The sequence below is a fragment of the Cognatilysobacter lacus genome (assembly GCF_008274655.1).
Lineage (GTDB): Bacteria > Pseudomonadota > Gammaproteobacteria > Xanthomonadales > Xanthomonadaceae > Cognatilysobacter > Cognatilysobacter lacus.
The window spans coordinates 1-20,066 of sequence record NZ_VTRV01000042.1 but is presented as its reverse complement, the minus strand read 5'-3'; the positions used below and the strand labels follow the sequence as shown (position 1 = coordinate 20,066).

Annotated in this window: 15 protein-coding genes and 1 pseudogene; 10 read left to right on the top strand and 6 right to left on the bottom strand. The window is 69.2% G+C overall.

Annotated features, from left to right (window positions below; all coding sequences use genetic code 11):
• Together FW784_RS14285 and FW784_RS05685 are read left to right on the top strand one after the other, a co-directional pair.
• Positions 1–346 (top strand): annotated as a pseudogene (locus FW784_RS14285) (DNA polymerase Y family protein); the annotation flags it as partial.
• Positions 347–365: 19 nt separating this feature from the next.
• Positions 366–3,797: an error-prone DNA polymerase gene (locus tag FW784_RS05685; protein WP_425481591.1), complete on the top strand. Its 3,432-nt coding sequence runs from the start codon at positions 366–368 to the stop codon at positions 3,795–3,797.
• 28 nt (positions 3,798–3,825) lie between these two features.
• Here the strand turns inward: FW784_RS05685 and FW784_RS05680 are convergent, their stop codons facing one another.
• Together FW784_RS05680 and FW784_RS05675 are read right to left on the bottom strand one after the other, a co-directional pair.
• Positions 3,826–5,085, bottom strand: a complete 1,260-nt coding sequence (locus tag FW784_RS05680) for an FAD-dependent oxidoreductase (RefSeq protein WP_149352386.1) — start codon at positions 5,083–5,085, stop codon at positions 3,826–3,828.
• 55 nt (positions 5,086–5,140) lie between these two features.
• Positions 5,141–6,136: an aldo/keto reductase gene (locus FW784_RS05675; RefSeq protein WP_149352385.1), complete on the bottom strand. Its 996-nt coding sequence runs from the start codon at positions 6,134–6,136 to the stop codon at positions 5,141–5,143.
• 239 nt (positions 6,137–6,375) lie between these two features.
• On the opposite strand from FW784_RS05675, the gene FW784_RS05670 reads away from it, so the two are divergent.
• Positions 6,376–6,807 (top strand): MbcA/ParS/Xre antitoxin family protein, encoded by a 432-nt coding sequence (locus tag FW784_RS05670; protein WP_149352384.1) that lies wholly within the window; start codon positions 6,376–6,378, stop codon positions 6,805–6,807.
• A 182-nt stretch (positions 6,808–6,989) separates the two neighbouring features.
• Here FW784_RS05670 and FW784_RS05665 read toward each other — a convergent pair whose 3' ends face one another.
• The 3 genes from FW784_RS05665 to glmS form a co-directional block, all read right to left on the bottom strand.
• Positions 6,990–7,766, bottom strand: coding sequence for a MerR family transcriptional regulator (locus tag FW784_RS05665; protein ID WP_205123564.1), 777 nt, complete (start codon positions 7,764–7,766; stop codon positions 6,990–6,992).
• Between the two features lie 53 nt (positions 7,767–7,819).
• Positions 7,820–8,122: a hypothetical protein gene (locus FW784_RS05660; protein ID WP_149352383.1), complete on the bottom strand. Its 303-nt coding sequence runs from the start codon at positions 8,120–8,122 to the stop codon at positions 7,820–7,822.
• A 66-nt stretch (positions 8,123–8,188) separates the two neighbouring features.
• Entirely contained in the window at positions 8,189–10,018 is a 1,830-nt protein-coding gene (glmS, locus tag FW784_RS05655; protein WP_149352382.1) for a glutamine--fructose-6-phosphate transaminase (isomerizing), read from the bottom strand.
• Positions 10,019–10,191: 173 nt separating this feature from the next.
• Between glmS and FW784_RS05650 the strand changes: the two genes are divergently transcribed.
• The 6 genes from FW784_RS05650 to FW784_RS05625 all read left to right on the top strand — a co-directional run bounded on the left by FW784_RS05650 (position 10,192) and on the right by FW784_RS05625 (position 17,562).
• The gene (locus tag FW784_RS05650; protein ID WP_149352381.1) at positions 10,192–11,466 is read left to right on the top strand and encodes an efflux RND transporter periplasmic adaptor subunit; all 1,275 of its coding nucleotides are present in this window, start codon (positions 10,192–10,194) and stop codon (positions 11,464–11,466) included.
• A gap of 21 nt (positions 11,467–11,487) precedes the next feature.
• Complete coding sequence (locus FW784_RS05645; RefSeq protein WP_149352380.1) at positions 11,488–12,207, top strand: ABC transporter ATP-binding protein; 720 nt, start codon at positions 11,488–11,490, stop codon at positions 12,205–12,207.
• A gap of 10 nt (positions 12,208–12,217) precedes the next feature.
• Positions 12,218–13,528 carry an ABC transporter permease gene (locus tag FW784_RS05640; protein ID WP_149352379.1) on the top strand — a complete coding sequence of 437 codons (1,311 nt, stop codon included), beginning with the start codon at positions 12,218–12,220 and terminating at the stop codon, positions 13,526–13,528.
• A 12-nt stretch (positions 13,529–13,540) separates the two neighbouring features.
• On the top strand, positions 13,541–14,764 hold the full coding sequence (locus FW784_RS05635) for an ABC transporter permease (protein WP_149352378.1): 1,224 nt from the start codon (positions 13,541–13,543) through the stop codon (positions 14,762–14,764).
• A 76-nt stretch (positions 14,765–14,840) separates the two neighbouring features.
• Entirely contained in the window at positions 14,841–16,175 is a 1,335-nt protein-coding gene (locus FW784_RS05630; protein WP_149352377.1) for a sigma-54-dependent transcriptional regulator, read from the top strand.
• Positions 16,176–16,248: 73 nt separating this feature from the next.
• Positions 16,249–17,562: a sensor histidine kinase gene (locus FW784_RS05625; protein ID WP_187770692.1), complete on the top strand. Its 1,314-nt coding sequence runs from the start codon at positions 16,249–16,251 to the stop codon at positions 17,560–17,562.
• Positions 17,563–17,745: 183 nt separating this feature from the next.
• On the opposite strand, the gene glmU is transcribed toward FW784_RS05625, so the two are convergent.
• Positions 17,746–19,116 (bottom strand): bifunctional UDP-N-acetylglucosamine diphosphorylase/glucosamine-1-phosphate N-acetyltransferase GlmU, encoded by a 1,371-nt coding sequence (gene glmU, locus FW784_RS05620; RefSeq protein WP_149352376.1) that lies wholly within the window; start codon positions 19,114–19,116, stop codon positions 17,746–17,748.
• A gap of 155 nt (positions 19,117–19,271) precedes the next feature.
• Here glmU and FW784_RS05615 point away from each other — a divergent pair.
• Positions 19,272–20,066, top strand: a 795-nt coding sequence (locus tag FW784_RS05615) for a hypothetical protein (RefSeq protein ID WP_149352375.1), incomplete at its 3' end; no start/stop codon positions are given.

The window sequence follows — 20,066 nt, the reverse complement described above, 5'->3', positions numbered from 1 at the left end:
ACGCCTGGGCGACGACGCGGTCGGCGGGCTCGGCTGGCGCGCCGACCATCGCCCCGAGCATGCGATCGGTGGTGCCGTCGCCACCGCGCCGCCGCGCGTACCGACGGTGCCGCGCCCCGGTTGGCTGCTGCCGCGCCCGATCCCGCTGCAGGACCGCTGCGTGCGCATCCTCGCCGGCCCCGAACGCATCGAGAGCGGCTGGTGGGATGACGACGACATGCGTCGCGACTACTACCTCGTCGAAACCGCGCGCGGGCAGCGCATCTGGGCGTTCTGCCTGGTCGACGACGACCTGCCGTCGCCGCCGATGCCGGACCGGATGATGGTGCACGGGTGGTTCGGGTGAGGCGCGTGCCATGAACCGCATGCCCGCCTACGCCGAGCTGCACTGCCTGTCGTGCTTCAGTTTCCAGCGCGGCGCATCGACGGCGAAGGAACTGTTCGCACGCGCGCGCCAGCAGGGCTATCGCGCGCTCGCGATCACCGACGAATGCTCGCTCGCCGGCATCGTGCGCGCGTACCAGGCGGCGAAGGAATTCGAATTGCCGCTGATCGTCGGCAGCGAATTCCGGCTGGACAACGGTCTGCGCTGCGTGCTGCTGGTGGAGGACGCCTCGGGCTACGAAGTGCTGTGCGGGCTGATCACGCAAGCGCGGCGTCGCGCGAAGAAGGGCACGTACCGCGCGCTGCCGGAGGACTTCGACCGACCGCTCGACGGCCTGCTCGCGCTGTGGCTGCCCGACGCCACGCCCGACGAAGCGCAGGCACGTTGGCTGCAGGCACGCTTCCCGCAGCGCACGTGGCTCGCCGTCGAGCTGCACCGCGGGCCCGACGACACCGCGCGCCTGCAGCAGTTGCTGGTGACCACCAGCCGGCTCGGCATGCAGGCCGTGGCGGCCGGCGACGTACACATGCACGCGCGCAAGCGTCGCGCCCTGCAGGACACGATGACCGCGATCCGCCTGCGCACGCCGCTCGGCGAGGCCGGCTACGCGTTGTTTCCCAACGGCGAGCACCACCTGCGCACGCGGCAGGCGCTGGCCTCGCTGTATCCGGCGGCGTTGATGGAGGAGTCGGTGCGCATTGCCGACCGCTGCCGTTTCAGCCTCGATAAGCTCGACTACCAGTACCCACGCGAACTGGTGCCCGACGGCGAGACGCCCGCGACACGGTTGCGCGCGCTGGTGGAGGACGGGCTGCGCTGGCGGTTTCCGTGCAGTGCGGCGCATGCATCCATGCCGCCTTGCACGCTGTCGACGGCGGCCGCTGCCGATGCTGCGTCGGGCACCTGCGATGCCGCGCTTCGCGGTGCCTATGTCGCCGTGCCGGAGGTCATCCGCCTCGACGCGCACCCGGCGGCCAACGACGACGAAGCGATGCGGTCCGCACTGGGGCGGAGCATGCATTCACGCGTAGCGACGTCGAAGCCCGGGTCGATGGCCGTACGCGAAGGGCAACCCGCCTACCGCATCGACACCGCGGCGGGCGGCACGCAGGTTCCATGTGAAGCGGGTGCCGCGCCGTCCTGCAACGAAACCACGCGTCCCAATCCGTACGACACGCCCGAAAACGCGCGCGCCACCCGCGAGCTGATCGAGAAGGAACTCGCCATCATCGGCGAGCTCGGTTACGAGTCCTACTTCCTCACCGTGCACGACATCGTCCGCTTCGCGCGCTCGCAGGACATCCTCTGCCAGGGGCGCGGCTCGGCGGCGAACTCGGCGGTCTGCTACGTGCTCGGCATCACCGAGCTGCGACCCGGGCAGATCCAGATGCTGTTCGAGCGCTTTGTCTCGCGCGAACGCAACGAGCCGCCGGACATCGATGTCGACTTCGAGCACGAACGCCGCGAGGAAGTGCTGCAGTACATCTTCGACAAGTACGGCCGCGACCGTGCCGCGCTCACCGCAGTGGCCATCCAGTACCGCGGCCGCAGCGCGGTGCGCGACGTCGCCAAGGCGCTCGGGCTGCCGGCCGACCAGATCGACGAGCTTGCACGCACGATGGATCGCTGGACGGCGTCCGCACCGATGCCCGAATACCTGCGCGAGCGCGGCTTCGACCCGGATTCGCCGGTGATGCAGCGCGTGATCGTGCTCACCGGGCAGTTGATGGGCATGCCGCGGCATCTCTCGCAGCATCCGGGCGGCTTCGTGATCTCCGAGCGCGCGCTGTCCACGCTGGTGCCGGTCGAGAACGCGGCGATGGACAACCGCACGATCATCCAGTGGGACAAGGACGACCTCGACGAGATGGGCCTTCTGAAGGTCGACTGCCTCGCGCTCGGCATGCTCACCTGCGTGCGCAAGACGGTGGAGCTGCTGCGCAAGTCGGGACGGCGCGACATGACGGTGGCCGACATCCCGCCCGAATGCCCGAAGACCTACGCGATGATCCAGCCTGCCGACACGCTCGGCGTGTTCCAGATCGAATCGCGCGCGCAGATGGCGATGCTGCCGCGGCTGAAGCCGAAAACCTTTTACGACCTGGTGATCCAGGTCGCGATCGTGCGGCCCGGCCCGATCCAGGGCGACATGGTGCATCCCTACCTGCGCCGGCGGAATTCGGAGGAGGCGGTGACGTATCCGTCCGAAGCGCTGCGCGCGGTGTTCGAGCGCACGCTCGGCGTGCCGCTGTTCCAGGAGCAGGTGATGCAGCTCGCGATCGTCGCCGCCAATTACACGCCGGGCGAGGCCGACCAGCTGCGCCGCTCGATGGCCGCGTGGAAGCGCCACGGCGGCATGGAACACCATCGCCAGCGCATCGTCGAGGGCATGCTGAAGAACGGCTACGCCGCCGACTTCGCCGAGCGCGTGTTCGAGCAGATCAAGGGCTTCGGCAGCTACGGTTTTCCCGAGTCGCATGCGGCGAGCTTCGCGCTGATCACTTACATGAGCTGCTGGCTCAAGTGCCACGAGCCCGCCGCGTTCGCCGCCGCGCTGCTCAATTCGCAGCCGATGGGCTTCTACTCGCCGAGCCAGATCGTGCAGGACGCGCGCCGTCACGGCATCGAGGTGCGGCCGGTCGACATCCGCTACAGCGACTGGGATTGCTCGCTCGAGTTCCGCGGCGAGCCGGCCGACCTTTCGAAACAACCCGCGCTGCGGCTCGGCCTGCGTCAGATTGATGGATTGTCGGAAACGTGTGCGCGCCGCATCGAGGCCGCGCGCGCACTGGACATGTTCACCGACGCCACCGATCTCTGCCTGCGCGCCGACCTCGACCGCCGCGAACGCGGCCTGCTCGCCGATGCGGGTGCACTCAAGAGCCTGCTCGGCCATCGCCACAAGGCGCGCTGGGCCGTCGCCGGCGTGGAGGCGCAGCGCCCGCTGTTCGAGGCCGAAACGCCGGAAGCGCCGGTCGCGCTGCCGCTGCCGAGTGTCGAGGACGACGTGCGCACCGACTACGACACGCTCGGCCTGACGCTCGGGCGACATCCGCTTTCGCTGTTGCGCAGCGCATTGGGCAAGCGCCGTTGCGTGCGGTCGCGTGACCTGAAGGCCTTGCCGAACGGCCGACGCGTCGCCTTCGCCGGCCTCGTCACGTTGCGCCAGCGCCCGCAGACCGCGAGCGGCGTGACGTTCCTGACGCTCGAGGACGAGGACGGGCTGGTGAACGCCGTGGTCTGGCGGCAGGTGGCTGAGCAGTACCGCCGCGCCTTGCTGGAGTCGCGACTGCTGGTGATCCACGGCCACGTCGAATCGCAGGATGGCGTGCAGCACGTCATCGCCAAACGGCTGGAGAACCTCGATGCGCTGCTCGGGCCGCTGGCCACGAGTTCGCGCGATTTCCATTGAGGCGGCGACTACGCCGGGACTACGCCGCTCAGCCAGCCGCCACGGCGTGCGCTTGCGAATCCGGCGCCGACCGTTCGAGCGCTTCCAGAAAGCCCGGTTCCAGCCGCATCGTCGACCACCAGCCGCGGCGCGTGCCGCTGAGCACGCGCAGCATCTGGCCGCGTGCGACGGGCAGCCGAGACAGCGGATGGAAGGTGAGATCGCGCACGCGCGCCCAACCGTCGCGTTCCGACTGGAACAGCGGCGTCAGCGCGCGGCTCCAGAAGTGGTATGCGCGAAGATGCGCGCGGCGCTGCGCTGCATAGTGCGACAGCGATGATTCGATCGATTCACGCTTGCGCAGGGCATCGCGCAGCACCAGAGCATCCAGCAGCGCCATGTTCACGCCCTGGCCCAGCTGCGGGCTCATCGCGTGCGCCGCATCGCCCAGCAGCACGGCGCGGCCGGCGTGCCACTCACGGTGCACGGTGTCCCGATAGCGCGCGCCGGCGAGTGCCGCCGGCGCGTCGATATCCGCCAGCGTCTCCAACGCCTCCGGCCACACGCGCGCGACGTCTTCGCGCCACTCGCGGCTCGGTACATCGGTGCGATCCAGCGCGGCGGCAGGCAGGCTCCAGAAGAAACTGAGCTTCGCCACGGCATCGCCCGGACGCGTTCCGACCGGAAGCACCCCCACCATCCGTCGTGCACCCACATACCGCTGGTGGAGAACGTCCGCGTGCGCCCAGCCGCGCGCTGGCGCAAGGCACCATTGCGCGCCCCACGGATACGGGCGATCGAGCGTCGCCTTCGCAACGCGCGTTCGCATACGCGAGGCCGCGCCGTCTGCAACGATGACCAGGTCGAACCCCGCGAAGCGACGCCCGTCGGCTGCCGTGAGCGTCCCGCTCGCCGGGTCGAGGTCCACGATGTCGACGCCCGCGTGCAGGCAGCGATGCGTCGTCCAGGCCGCGTCGAGAAGTTCGAACAATGCGCCGCGCTGCAGGCCGAGCCCGAACAGGCGCGCGTCGAGGTCCGCATAACGCATGTCCATCACCGGACGGCCCGCGGGTGTCTCCCCGTACAACGACGCAATCCGGCGCCCGTGGTGCAGCGCCTGCGCCAGCAGGCCGAGTTCCCACAACACCGACTGGCCGACCGGTTGAAGCAGGAAGCCCGCGCCCACCGGCCCTGGCGCCGGCGCGCGTTCGAATACCTCGACACGGTGGCCGTCGCGCGACAACAGCACCGCGGCCGCCTGGCCGCCGGTGCCGTACCCGATCACCGCGATCCTCAGCGCCCCCGCCATCGTGCCGCTCCGTGTCCCCGGCGCGGATTCTAGGCCTCTCGCGGGGCCGCGATCGCTAGACGTTTACCTTGGCCATCCCGTCCGCCGGATACCGCGTGCCGGCCACCGGGTTTGCGTCCAGCACGGCGTCGATGCGCGCAAGCTCGTTCGTATCCAGCGTGATGAATGCCGACTGCGCGTTCTCGTCGAGCCGCTCGACCTTGCGCGTGCCGGGAATCGGCACGATGTCCTCGCCCTGCGCGAGCAGCCAGGCCAGCGCCAGTTGTGCCGGCGTGCAGCCGCGCGCCTGCGCGAGATCCTTCACCGCCTCGACCAACGACTGGTTGCGCGCCGCATTCTCTTCCTGGAAGCGCGGATGCTTGCGGCGCGCGTCGTCCGCCGCCAGCGCCTGCGCCGCCGGCAGCGCGCCGGTGAGGAAGCCGCGCCCGAGCGGGCTGTAGGCCACGAATCCGATGCCGAGTTCGCGGCAGGTGGGCAGCACGTCGGTCTCGATATCGCGCGACCACAACGAGTACTCGCTCTGCACCGCAGTGATCGGATGCACCGCATGCGCGCGACGGATGGTGGTCGCCGACGCCTCGGACAGGCCGATGTGACGCACCTTGCCGGCCTCGACCAGCCGCGCCATCGCGTCAACGGTGTCCTCGATCGGCACGGTCGGGTCGACGCGGTGCTGGTAGTAGAGATCGATCGTGTCGATACCCAGCCGCGCCAGGCTCGCATCGCAGGCTTCGGCCACGTATGCGGGCGAGCCATCGATTCGCAGCATGCGGCCATCCGGCGCGCGCACGTTGCCGAACTTGGTCGCCAGCACGACGTCGGCGCGACGACGCTTGAGCACGTTCGAAAGCAGCCGCTCGTTCTCTCCGACGCCGTACATGTCGGCGGTGTCGAGGAAATCGATGCCGCGATCCAATGCATGGTCGAGAACGGCGATGTTGGTGGCTTCCTCGCTCGGCCCGTAGAAATCCGACATGCCCATGCAGCCCAGGCCGATCGCGGAAACGCTCAGGCCCTGGCCGAGCCGGCGGTGGGGGAAGGTCGGGCTCATGGTCGGTACTCCGCAAAAAGAGCCACGTTAGAGGGTGCGGTGTCGCGACCGCGTTGGTCGCCGCGCGTTGCCTGGGCGCCTACACGCCGGGGCCGGGCGCGACGCAAGGTTGCAGTTCGCCGGCCGATCGCGCAACCGATTCGCACAGGTCGGACACGCCCACCGGCACCCTCCGGCGGCGGGACGGGTGACATCCCGTCTACACGCCGTCCTCATTTCGCCGCTCGCACGCTTTGCCCATGGGGGACCGTTCCGAAATGCACGTGCTCGACGGCCGCGCCTCTGCGCACGAGCTGACGCACAGCACGCTGCGTGCCAGCCGGACCCTCGATCTCGACGGCCAGCTGTTGCAGTTCATCCTGGCAACCGATGCCGGCGTCGTCGACCAGCTGCTGGGCCACCGCTCCATGCTCGACCCCGAGTCCATGCAGGGGTTGCGTGCGCTACGGCTGGTGCGGCTGCATCGCGCACTCGGCGACGTCTTCGGGTCCGCCGAACGCGTGCAGCGCTTCCTCGATACCGCGCTGCCCGAACTGGGCGACACGCCGCGCCGGCTGCTCGGCACCCCCGATGGCCTTGAGCGAGTGCTTGCGGTCGTCGAACGCGACGTGCGCGACTCGCTCGATCCGCGCTTCCACGGCGCGCTGCACCCGCCTTCAAGCGCCGACTAACCGATCGCGTCGTTTCGTTGAGCAGCCTGCGCCGTGCCGCCGTGTCTGCTGAAACAGTATCGAGAAAATTACCCGCCCTCTGCGCCCGTCCGCGCGCGGCAACGTCGGGAGCCACGCGTTGCGGGGCGGCGAACCACGCCGCCGCGTACCCGTACGGCGTGGCTCCCGCGTCGCAATCATCTTCAGCCCAGCCGGGAGCTCGCGTAGTCCCGCATCGCCGACGCCAGCCAGTCCGCGAAACCGGCGCCGATCGCTTCATAGCGCGCGACGAAGTCCGGATGCGAGACATACATGTCCGCCAGGCCTGCATATGCCGCTGCGTCCGGCGGCTTCGGCCAGCTGCGCCCGACCCAGGCGCGATGGCGATCGAGCAGCGCGTGCACCTGCGGCGAATCGTTGGGCTCGCCATCGGCCATCGCCTGCGCGAGCCCGGCCTCGATGCTGCGGAGTTCGTCGATGAATGCGGTGCGGTCGTCCGCGGTCCACGTCGACATGCTGCGACGCGCGTGCTCGATGCCGCGCTCGCCGTGCGCGCCGTAGCGCCGCTTCACTTCGGCCTCGTAGGTGGCTTGCCTTGCCGCGTCGAAGCCGTCGAAAAGTGAGTGGTCGTTCATTGCGTTGTCCTCGTCCAGGGTTGCGACCGTTTGGTCGATGGTGCGGATGAGGCGATGCAGTTGGCCGAGCCGTTCCTCGAAATGCGAACGGTGTTCGAGCAGGGCGGCCTTGAGTTCGAAACCGGGCGCATCGAGGACCGTTGCGATCCGCGCGAGTTCGAAGCCGAGCTCGCGGAAGAACAGGATCTGCTGCAGGCGCAGCAGCTGCGCGCGGCCGTAGTAGCGGTAGCCGTTGCTGCCCACTTCCGCCGGCACCAGCAGCCCGATCGCGTGGTAGTGGTGCAGCGTTCGTACGCTGACCCCCGAGGTTTTCGCCAGTTGCTTCACCGTGCGGCGCATTTGCATCGCTCCATCCGTCCAGCGCAGCTTCGGGGCTGACGTCGCGTCAGAGTCAAGCCCTAGCGCAGCGACATCCCGGCGGCGACGAGGATCGCGACCAGCGCGACGCCGACCATCACCAAAGCGATGCGGTGCAGGCGCGCGTTGAAGACCTCCCATGCGGCTTCGTCGAGCCAGACGCGGCCGTCGTCGGTGCGGTGGATCACGCCGCGCGCTTCGAGGCGTGCGATCACGTGGAAGCGCACATGCCCGACGCGGTCCGCGGATACCGCCTGCTGTGCCGAGGTCGCTCCCGCCGCACGCAGGGCTTCGACCACGCGCCTGCGTTCCCGTCCGACTGCTGCTGCGACGCCTGCGGCCATGGCCATGCTCCGGTGTGGTTCGCCGGAGCGTCGCACGGATAGCGGGTAGCCGCGATCCGCCGAAGGTCATTCCACCGTGACGGATTTCGCCAGGTTGCGCGGCTTGTCGACGTCGGTGCCGCGTGCGAGCGCCGCGTGGTAGGCCAGCAACTGCACCGGGATCGCATGCACCACCGGCGACAGCACGCCGACATGGCGCGGCGTGCGGATCACGTGCACCTGCTCGGACTCACCGAAGTGGCTGTCGGCGTCGGTGAAGACGAACATCTCGCCGCCGCGCGCGCGCACTTCCTGGATGTTGGACTTCACCTTCTCCAGCAGCGCGTCGTTCGGGGCGATGACGACGACAGGCATCGATTCGTCGACCAGCGCGAGCGGCCCGTGCTTCAGTTCGCCGGCGGGATACGCCTCGGCGTGGATGTAGGAGATTTCCTTGAGCTTGAGCGCGCCTTCCAGCGCGATCGGGTAGTGCACGCCGCGGCCGAGGAACAGCGCGTGCTGCTTCGGCGCGAAACGGTCGCTCCACACCGCGACCTGCGGCTCGAGGTTCAGCGCGTGCTGGATGCTGCCCGGCAACTGACGCAGGGCATCGATGTGCGCAGCCTCCTGCGTTTCATCGAGGCGCCCCTGCAGCCGCGCGAGCGTGCAGGTCAGCGTGAACAGAGCGACGAGTTGCGTGGTGAACGCCTTGGTCGATGCCACGCCGATCTCCGCACCGGCGCGCGTGTAATAGACCAGCCTGCTCGCGCGTGGGATCGCACTCTCCGGCACGTTGCAGATCGACAGCGTCTTCGTGTGACCGAGCGACTTCGCGTACTTGAGCGCCTCCATCGTGTCGAGCGTCTCGCCCGACTGCGAAATGGTGACGATGAGGTTCTTCGGGTTGGCGAAGGCTTCGCGATAGCGGTATTCGCTGGCGATCTCGACGGTGCACGGCAGCTTCGCGATCGATTCGATCCAGTAGCGCGCCGTCAGGCCCGCGTAGTAGCTGGTGCCGCAGGCGAGGATCTGCACGCCCTCGACATCGCGCAGCACCTCGGCCGCATCGTCACCGAACAGCTCCGCGACGAACGCGCCGGCGTCGATCAGCGCTTCGATCGTGTCGGCCACCGCGCGCGGCTGCTCGTGGATCTCCTTCTGCATGAAGTGCCGGTACGGGCCCAGTTCGAGCGATGCCAGCGACACGTCGGAGACATGCACGCCGCGGTCGATCGGGGCACCGCTGGCGTCGAACACCTGCACGCTCGCGCGCGTCACGTCGGCGGTGTCGCCTTCCTCGAGGAAGATCACGCGGCGGGTGGCCTGGATGATCGCGGACACGTCGCTGGCGATGAAGTTCTCGCCCTCGCCCAGGCCGATCAACAACGGGCACCCCATGCGCGCCGCGACCATGCGGTCGGGCTCCTTGCGGCTGACCACCGCCAGTGCGAACGCGCCGTGCAGTTCACCCACCGCCTGTTGCACGGCGGCGAGCAGGTCGGCGCCCTGGGCGAGGAACGAATGGATCAGGTGCGCGATGACCTCGGTGTCGGTCTGCGACTCGAACACGTAGCCCATCGCGCGCAGCTTCTCGCGCTGCTGCTCGTGATTCTCGATGATGCCGTTGTGCACGAGCGCCACGCCGTGGCTGATGTGCGGGTGCGCATTGCTCTCGGTGACGCCGCCGTGCGTCGCCCAGCGCGTGTGGCCGATGCCGAGGTGCGCGTGGAAACCTTCCTGCCGCGCCGCGGCTTCCATCTCCACGACGCGACCGGTGCGGCGCACGCGACGCACGTCGTCGCCGTCGATCACGGCGATGCCGGCCGAGTCGTAGCCCCGGTATTCGAGCCGCTTGAGGCCGTCGATCAGGACGGGAACCACATCGCGATCCGCGATCGCGCCGACGATGCCGCACATGGACTGCTCCTTCGCTAAGGCGCCCAGTGTAGCGGCCGGGCTGTCCGGACAGCGGACACGACGGCTGTCCGCGGACGCTGTCCGCCCCGCCGCGCCCCTTGCGGATCAATGGCTTACGGTTGGCACGTTGCCTGCGTACAGCCACTGCAACGGTTCATCTCCGCAGAGTCTCCATGGCCATCCGCGATACCTCCGAGCACGACGTCCACGTTTCCACCGCTCCGCCGGGCCGCGGCCGGCGGCGCCTGCTGGCCATCGGGGGCGTGGCGGCGGTCGCGCTGGTGCTGGCGTTCGGTGTCGCGGCGCGCTTCGCCGGCTCGCGTTCGGTCGATGCGCAGCGGCTGCGGATCGCGACAGTGACGCGCGGCATGTTCGTGCGCGACGCCTCGGTCAACGGGCGCGTCGTGGCCGCGGTGAGCCCCACGCTGTATGCGCCCGTCGCCTCGACCGTCGTGTTCGAGAAGCACGCCGGCGACACGGTCAAGAAGGGCGACATCCTCGCGCGGCTGGTTTCACCGGAACTGGAAAGCGAACTGGCGCGGGAGCGTTCGACGCTGCAGCAGCTCGAATCGCAGACCGGCACGGCACGCATCGCGGCCTCGCGCTCGCGGCTCGACGCGCGCAAGGAAGCCGACGAGGCGCAGATCGCGCTGCAGTCGGCCGAGCGCGACCTGCAGCGCATCGAACGCGGCTTCAAGGGCGGCGCCCTCGCCGAGATCGACTACCTGCGCGCGCAGGATGCGCTGAAGACCTCGCAGATCCGTTCGCGCAATGCCATCCAGGCCGCGCGCCTGACCGGCACCAGCGCCGGCTTCAGCGTGCAGACCAGCGCGGAGGAAGCGCAACGGCAGCGGCTGGTCGTGGCCGAGGCGGTGCGTCGCGTGGACGAGTTGAACGTGCGCGCCCCGATCGACGGGGTCATCGGCACCACGCTCGTGGCCGACCGCGCCGTGGTGCCCGCGAATGCGGCGCTGCTCACCGTCGTCGACCTGTCGCGGCTCGAAGTGGAACTCGAAGTCCCCGAGACGTATGCGGAGGACCTCGGACTCGGCATGACGGCGCAGGTGCAGGTGGGCGCGACGACGTCGAACGCGACCATTTCCTCGATCTCGCCCGAAGTCGTGAACCGGCAGGTGCTCGCGCGCGTGCGGTTCGCCAACGGCAGGCAACCGCCGGGCCTGCGGCAGAACCAGCGCGTCACCGCGCGCGTGCTGATCGAGGAACGTCCTAACGTGCTGATGGTCGAGCGCGGCCCATTCGTCGACAGCGGTGGCGGGCGCTACGCCTACTTCGTAGACGGCAGCAGCGCGACCAAGCGCCCGTTGCGCGTCGGGGCCACCAGCATTTCCGCGGTCGAGATCCTCGACGGCGCCAAGCCGGGCGATCGCATCGTCGTGGCCGGCAGCGACCTGTTCGGCGACGCCGAAAAAGTCACCCTTTCCCAGTAATCCGCAGCGAAGGAATTCCCGATGCTCCGCATGTCCCAGCTCAGCAAGGTCTACCGAACCCACATGATCGAGACGCACGCTCTGCGCGGGCTCGACATCCACGTGCGCGAGGGCGAGTTCGTCGCCGTGACCGGCCCATCGGGCTCGGGCAAGACCACGTTCCTCAACATCGCCGGCCTGCTGGAGGATTTCACCGGTGGCGAGTACGTGCTGGACGGCGTCGACACGCGCGGCCTGAACGACAACCAGCGTTCGAAGCTGCGCAACGAGAAGATCGGCTTCATCTTCCAGGGCTTCAACCTGATCCCGGACCTCAACCTGTTCGACAACGTCGACGTGCCGCTGCGCTATCGCGGCCTGCCGTCGGCCGAGCGCAGGTGCCGCATCGAAGAGGCGCTGTCGCAGGTGGGGCTTTCGTCGCGCATGAAGCATTACCCCGCGGAACTGTCGGGCGGCCAGCAGCAGCGCGTCGCGATCGCCAGGGCGCTCGCCGGCAGCCCGCGCCTGCTGCTCGCCGACGAGCCCACCGGCAACCTCGACTCGCAGATGGCGCGCGGCGTCATGGAGTTGCTGGAGGAAATCAATGCGCGGGGCGCGACCATCGTGATGGTGACGCACGATCCGGAACTGGCCGCGCGCGCGCAACGCAACATCCACATCATGGACGGGCTGGTGACTGACATCAGCGTGGCGCCCACGCTGCATGCGGTCGCCAACCCGGCCGCGCAGACGCCCGCCTGAGGCCGCCGCCATGTTCGCCTATTACCTCAAGCTCGGCGTCCGCAACCTGCGGCGCAACCCGGTGCTCACCGCGCTGATGGTGCTGACACTCGCCGTCGGCGTTGCCGCCAGCATGTCCTCGCTCACCCTGCTGCACGCGATGAGCGGCGATCCGATTCCCCAGAAGTCCGACCGCCTGTTCGTGCCGCTGCTCGACAACGCGCCGCTCCACCAGCCGAACCCGAGCAAGGACCCGCCGACGCAGCTCACCTACCGCGATGCGATGGCCTTGCATGCCTCGGGCCGCAGCGCGCATTCGACGGCCATCCTCGGGGTCGGAGGCGCCGTCAGCAGTGGCAAGGCCGACGCACGTCCCGAACTCACCGACGGACTGGCCGTCAACACCGACTTCTTCTCGATGTTCGACGTCCCCTTCCGCAGCGGCGGCGCCTGGGCGCGGGAAGACGACACGCGTGGCGGCAACGTCGCCGTGATCTCCAGCAAGCTGGCCGACCGCGTGTTCGGCAATGCAGATCCTGTCGGTCGCACGCTGCGCTTCGAGAACCGCGACTTCCGCATCACGGGCGTAATCGGCAAATGGGCGCCGCTGCCCAAGTTCTATCGGCTGATCGGCGGCGATACGCTGGCGGCCGAGGATATCTTCCTGCCGTTCAACACGGCCATCGCCAGCGAGATGGATCCCAACGGCAGCGTGGAATGCAACGTCAACGGCGAGATCAAGCCGGGCTACCAGGGCCTGATGGACTCCGAATGCGTCTGGGTGCAGTTCTGGGTCGAACTCGCCAAGCCGGGTGACCGCGCGGCGTATGCGCAGTACCTCGACAACTACGTCAACGAGCAGAAGAAGCTCGGCCGCTTCGAACGTCCTCTCAACAACCGCCTCTATGACGTGATGCAGTGGCTGGCGCAGCGCGAAGTCGTCAGCGACGACAGCCGCCTGCAGACGTGGCTGGCGTTCGGTTTCCTGCTGGTGTGCCTGGTCAACGTCGTCGGCCTGCTGCTGGCCAAGTTCACCGCGCGCAGCGGCGAGATCGGCGTGCGTCGCGCGCTGGGCGCTCCGCGTATCGAGGTGTTCAAGCAGTACCTCACGGAATCGGGCGTAGTCGGCGCCGTCGGTGGCGCGCTCGGTATCGCACTGACGCTGGGCGTGCTGTGGCTCATGTCGCGCCAGTCCGACGACATCAAGGCGGTGGCGCACATGGACTGGGTGATGTTCGCCACGGCCGTGGGGCTCTCGCTCGTCGCCAGCCTGCTCGCCGGCCTTTTGCCCACCTGGCGCGCCTGCCAGGTGCGCCCCGCAGTCCAGCTCAAGTCGCAGTAAGCGGAGAACGCCATGGAAATCCGTCCCATTCTTTCCTCGCTGCTACGCAGCAAGACCGGCGCCGTGCTGATCGCCGCGCAGATCGCGCTCACGCTCGCGATCATCGCCAACGCGCTGTACATCGTGAAGGACCGCGTGGACCGCGCGAACCGCCCGACCGGCATCGACGAGGCGAACTCCTTCTACATCGCCTTCAACGGCATCGGCGACATGGCCGACAAGGAAGCGATGCAGAAGCGCGACGTCGAAGTGCTGCGCGCAATCCCGGGCGTGGTCGCCGCCGGCTGGATCAACCAGTACCCGATGACGCAGAACGGCTGGGCGCTCGGCCTGACCACGACGCCGCAGGATCCATCGTCGGGCATCAACGGCGCGACGTACTTCACGCCGGACACGCTGGCGCAGACGCTCGGCGTGCGCATCATCGAGGGCCGCGACTTCACGCCCGACGACGTGCGCACCGTGGATCCGGACAAGGGCCAGCTCGGCGCCGACAGCGTGATCCTCACGCAGCAGATGGCGAAGAAGCTTTGGCCGGACGCGACCTCGTTCGTCGGCAAGTCGGTGAGCCTGGGCAGCGGCTCGGACGCGGTGCCGATGCGCGTGGTCGGTATCGTCGACAGGCTGATGACGCCGTTCGCGCAGCGCAGCGACAATGCCTACAGCAGCTTCGTGATCCCGGTGCGCCAGGTCGTCAGCCAGGGCAGCTATGCGGTGCGCACCGCCCCCGGGCAGCGCGACCGCGTGATGCGCGCCGCCGAGGATGCGCTGGTGAAGCTGCGCAACGACCGCGTGCTCATCACCAACCGCAGCGCCGACGAGATCCGCGCCCGCCGCTACCAGGGCGAGCACGCCGTGGCCGGCATGTTGATCGCGGTCACCATCGGCCTGTTGCTGGTGACGGGCAGCGGCATCGTCGGCCTCGCGAGCCTGTGGGTCACGCAGCGTCGCAAGCAGATCGGCGTGCGGCGTGCGCTGGGCGCACGCAAGGTCGACATCCTTCGCTACTTCCTGGTCGAGAACGCGATGATCAGCACCGTCGGCGTGGTGATCGGCATCGCGCTGGCGCTGGCGCTCAACCAGCTGCTGGTGAGCACGCTTGAACTGCCGCGCCTTCCTCTGGCCTACCTGGGCTACGGCATGCTCACGCTGTGGGGCTTGGGCATACTGGCGGTGTACGGGCCGGCGTCGCGCGCGGCCGCGGTCCCGCCGGCGATCGCCACGCGCAGCGCCTGATGCACGCAGGGGAATCCATGTCCGACTGTCACCGCCGCGCCATTCCCGGCGCGGCCCACCGCGAGGCGATGCACTGATGGCGCGCGTGCTCGTCATCGACGACAACCCGTCGGTCGCCACCGCGCTCGAGGTTCTGTTCTCGCTGCACGACATCGATACCGTGAGCGCGACGTCGCCGCAGGCCGGCCTCGCGGTGCTCGACCGCGAGGTGGTGGACCTCGTGGTGCAGGACATGAACTTCCACGCCGACACTACGTCGGGCGAGGAAGGGCGTGCGCTGTTCGCCGAGATCCGCGCACGGCATCCGGACCTGCCGGTGATCCTGCTGACGGCGTGGACGCACCTCGAGGCGGCGGTCGACCTGGTACGCGCCGGCGCGGCCGATTACCTCGGCAAGCCGTGGGACGACCGCAAGCTGCTGGCGTCGGTCAACAACCTGCTGGAACTCTCGCAGGCACGGCAGGAAATCGCGCGCCGGCTGCAGTCGGAAAAGCGCCGCCGCGACGCGCTCGCCCGCGAGTTCGACCTTCGCGGCGTGGTGTTCGCCGACGCGACGACGGAAGCCGCGCTCTCGCTTGCCTGCCAGGTGGCACGTTCGGAGCTTCCGGTGCTGATCACGGGGCCCAACGGCGCGGGCAAGGAGCGGTTCGCGGAGATCGTGCATGCGAACTCGACCGTGAAGGCCGGCCCGTTCGTGGCACTCAACTGCGGCGCGTTGCCGGGCGAGCTGATCGAAGCCGAGTTGTTCGGCGCCGAGGTCGGCGCGTACACGGGGGCCACGCGCGCGCGCGAAGGCAAGTTCGAAGCCGCGGATGGCGGCACGTTGTTCCTGGACGAGGTCGGCACGCTGTCGGCGGCGGGGCAGGTGAAGCTCTTGCGCGTGCTGGAGACCGGGCGCTTCGAGCGGCTCGGCGGCAATCGCGAACGCACGGTCAAGGTGCGCGTGGTCAGCGCAACGAATGCGGACCTGCCGGCGATGATCGAGCGGGGCCAGTTCCGCCAGGACCTCTTCTATCGGCTCAACGCCGTCGAGGTTCGCGTGCCGGCGCTCGCTGAGCGGCCCGACGACATCCTGCCTCTCGCGCGATGCTTCCTTCCCCCCGGCAAGCGCTTCTCGGCGCACGCCGAGGGCGCACTGCTCGCGCACGCATGGCCGGGCAACGTGCGCGAGCTGCGCAACGTGGTGCAGCGCGGCGCGCTGCTGGCGCGCGGGGATGCTATCGATGCCGCCGACCTTGGCTTGCCTGCCGTGCAACCGGCGATCGCGAGCCAAGACGAACCCGACCGCACCACGCTCGAGTCCGCGCTTGCGCGCCACGGCGGCGTGGTGGCGCAGGCGGCAGCGGAGCTCGGCCTGAGCCGCCAGGCGCTGTACCGGCGCATGGACCGCCTCGGGATCGCGCGTTCGTGAGGACGCCGGTGCGTATCGCGCCGCTCGACCCGGCCGCGCCGCGTCCATCCTCGACCCCACTCGGCCTGACGTCATGCGCCTGCTGCAGCGCCTGCCGCTGACGCTCACATTCACCGCCGTGGCGGCGCTGCATGCGCTGCTGGTTGCGAGCGTCGCGATGCTGCTGCAGCGATTCGTCCTGCACCACATTGCGCTGTCCGTCCTGATGGCCGCGGTCCTCGATCTGCCGCTGCTGGCCTTCCACGTCCGCCAGCTGCTCGCGCCGATGCATTCGCTGTATCGCGCGCTCGCCGGGACTGTCGCCAGCTATCGCGACGGCGATTTCAGCTTCAGCCTCACCTGGGAGGGTGAGGGCGAGCTGCGCGAGCTGGTTGACAGCCACAACGCACTCGGCGACGTGCTACGCGAACAGCGCGTCGCGTTGGTACAGCGCGAACTGCTGCTGGACACGATGGTGCAGAACACGCCGGTCGCGATGGTGCTGGTCGGGCCTTCGGGCCACGTGGCGCACGCGAACCTGGCGGCGCGCCGCATGCTGGGCGAAGGTCGACGCCTCGAAGGTCGCATGTTCGATGCCCTGCTCGCCGACGCGCCAGAGCCCTTGCGCGACGCATTCGAGCGCGGCGGCGACGCGATGTTCAGCGTCGGCGACGGCGACGACGAGGAGATCTATCACCTGTCCCGTCGCCGGTTCCGGCTCAACGGACGGCGCCACGAGCTGGTGCTTCTGCGCCAGCTCACCGCCGAGCTGCGTCGGCAGGAAGTGCAGACGTGGAAGAAGGTCATCCGCGTCATCTCCCACGAACTCAACAATTCGCTCGCGCCGATCGCGTCGCTCGCGCACTCGGGCGCCGAATTGTTGCGTCGCGGCCAGTACGAGAAGCTTCCGGTCGCGCTCGCGACCATTGAGGAGCGCGCGCGCCATCTCGAAGGCTTCATTCGCGACTACGCGCGCTTCGCGAAACTGCCGGCGCCGCGGCTGGAGCCGGTGGAGTGGTCGTGTTTCGTCGAGCAATTACGTTCGCAGGTCGCGTTCGTGGGCGCAGCAGGCGTCGAGGGCGTGGTTCGCATCGATGTCGCGCAGATGGAGCAGGCGCTGTTGAACCTGCTCAAGAACGCGCATGAATCCGGATCCGCGCACGAAGGCGTTGAGCTCGTGCTGCGGCGTCTGCCGGACACGTGGCGAATCGATGTACTCGACCGCGGCCAGGGAATGAACGAAGCCGTCCTGGCCAATGCGCTGCTGCCGTTCTACTCGACCAAGCGCAACGGAACCGGGCTCGGACTGGCGCTGGTGCGCGAGATCGCGGAAGCGCACGGCGGGAGCGTATCGCTCGCCAACCGCGACGGCGGCGGGCTCTGCGTGTCGATCATGCTTCCGGCATAGCCGCGCGGTGGGAGGCAGGGGCCGCGGCCCGGCACTGCGTTCGTGCCGTAGCGGGCTGAGCACGGCTCGCGATCTGCGGCAGCCTGATCGCAGGACTTGGCGCGCACGGGTTCGGCAGGCGACTCATCGGGGACGCGGAGGTCGCCCCAAGCCTTGCCGTAGCAAGGCCGCAAACCCGCCCCGTTACTTCGGTTCCTTCACCGGGCGGTGCCAGCCTTCGAGCGAGGCCTGCCGCGCACGGGCCAGGGTCAATTCGCCGGCGGGTGCGTCCTTGGTGATCACCGAACCTGCACCGATCGTCGCGCCCTTGCCCAGCGTCACCGGCGCCACCAGCGATGAATTCGAGCCGACGAACACGGCATCCTCGATGGTCGTGAGGTGCTTGTTCGCGCCGTCGTAGTTGCACGTGATCGTGCCGGCACCGATGTTGACGCGCGTGCCGACGACGGCGTCGCCGACGTAGCTCAGGTGATTGGCCTTGCTTGCAACGCCCATCACCGTGTTCTTGGTCTCGACGAAGTTGCCGATGTGCACGCCATCGGCCAGCACCGTGCCGGGCCGCAGGCGCGCGAATGGGCCGATCTGCGCCGCGCCTTCGACCACCACGCCCTCCAGATCGCAGTGCGCGCGCACTTCCGTGCCGGCGCCAAGCGTGACGTCCTTCAGGCGGCAGAAGGGCCCGATGCGCACGCCGTCGCCCAGTTCGACCTCGCCTTCGAGGATCACGTCGACGTCGATCTCCACGTCCATGCCGATGCGCACCGTGCCGCGCTGGTCGAAACGCGCGGGATCCGCCAACCGCGCACCGGCGACGCAAAGCGCGCGTGCGCGGCGCCGCTGCAACGCGCGCTCGAGTTGCGCTAGCTGCCATCGATCGTTCGCGCCTTCGACTTCCTGCGGGTCGTCGACCAGCACGATCTCCGCCGCGTCGAATTCGTCGGCGGCCGCCGCGAACACGTCGGTGAGGTAGTACTCGCCCTGCGCGTTGTCGGCCGACAGGTGCGCCAGCCAGCGCTGCAGCGGCGCGGCGTCGGACACCAGGATGCCCGTGTTGACGGTGCCCAGTTCGCGTTCGTCGTCGGTCGCATCCTTCTGCTCGACGATGCGCGCGACCTTGCCGGCAGCGTCGCGGATCACGCGACCGTAGCCGGTCGGGTCGTCGAGCTCGGCGGCGAGCATCGCGAGGCGGCCGTCGGCCTTGAGCAGCCGCTCCAGCGTTTCCGCGCGGATCAGCGGTACGTCGCCGTAGAGCACCAGCACGCGCGCGTCCTGCTCCACCTGCGGCATCGCCTGCAATACGGCGTGGCCCGTGCCCAGGCGCTCGCCCTGCTCGGCCCAGTCCAGGTCGGACTGCCCGACGAACGCTTCGCGAACCCGTTCGCCGTGATGGCCGTAGACGATATGGATGGCTTCCGGTGCGAGCGCGCGCGCGGTATCGACCACGTGCTGCAGCATCGGCACGCCGGCCACCGTCTGCAGCACCTTCGGCGACGCGGACCGCATGCGCTTGCCTTCGCCCGCGGCGAGGATGACGACGTGCAGGGGGGCGGTCATGGCGGTTCCGGCAGGCGAGGGACGCGGCGATTCTAGCGGGGTGGGCGGCGTTCCCTGCGTGTGCAGGCGCCGCGGACCACATTCTTGCGACGCCTCCGCCGCGTCCGCGGGCGCGAACACGTGCTGCTGCTGCGTCGAGTCTCTACGATGCCCGCGTGTACAGAGATCCCGATTCCCCGGCGCCCGGCGTCTCCCTGCAGCGCCGCCTCGTCGAGGCGGGCCTGCTCGCGTGCGTCGCCGGGCTCTTCGTACATCGCATGTGGCAGGCGGTGCCCCTCGCCCGCGTCGGCGAGATGTTGCTGTTGGCCGTCTTCTGGTGCCTTCTGGCGTGGCTCGTGCGGCGCGTGGCGCGGGTGCGACTGGCCGAGGCGATCGGCATCGTCGGGCTCGCGGCGCTGTGCGTCATGGCCGGCCCGCTGCCGGTGCTGGCGACCCTTTTGCTCGGTGCGGGCGCGGTCGCGATCGGCACATTGCTGGTCGACGACATGGCGACGGCGTTCGTCGTCGGCTGTGCGCTGATCGCTGGCGGACTCGGCTGGCTGCTGCCATTGCCGGTGCATCGCGCGTGGATATATGCGCCGCTGCTCGTCGCCGCAGTGGTGCTGCGGCGGCGCGTGGTGCGAACGGCGCTCGTGGACGCCGCGTGCGGGCTGCGTGTCGCCGTCGATGCATCGCCACGCATCGCCGCCGCCGCGATGCTCGCGCTAGGCCTTGCGTCGGCAGGCGCATGGTTGCCCACGCTGCAGTACGACGACCTCGCCTATCACCTTGGTCTGCCCTGGCAGCTGCTGCGCAACGGGCGCTATGCGCTGGACGCGTCGCACCAGGTCTGGGCCATGGCGCCGTGGGCCGGCGACGTGCTCCAGGGGATCGCGCAGGTACTGGCGCGCGGCGAGGCGCGCGTTGCGCTCGATGCCGCGTGGCTGGTCGCCAGCGCAGCGCTCGCGGTG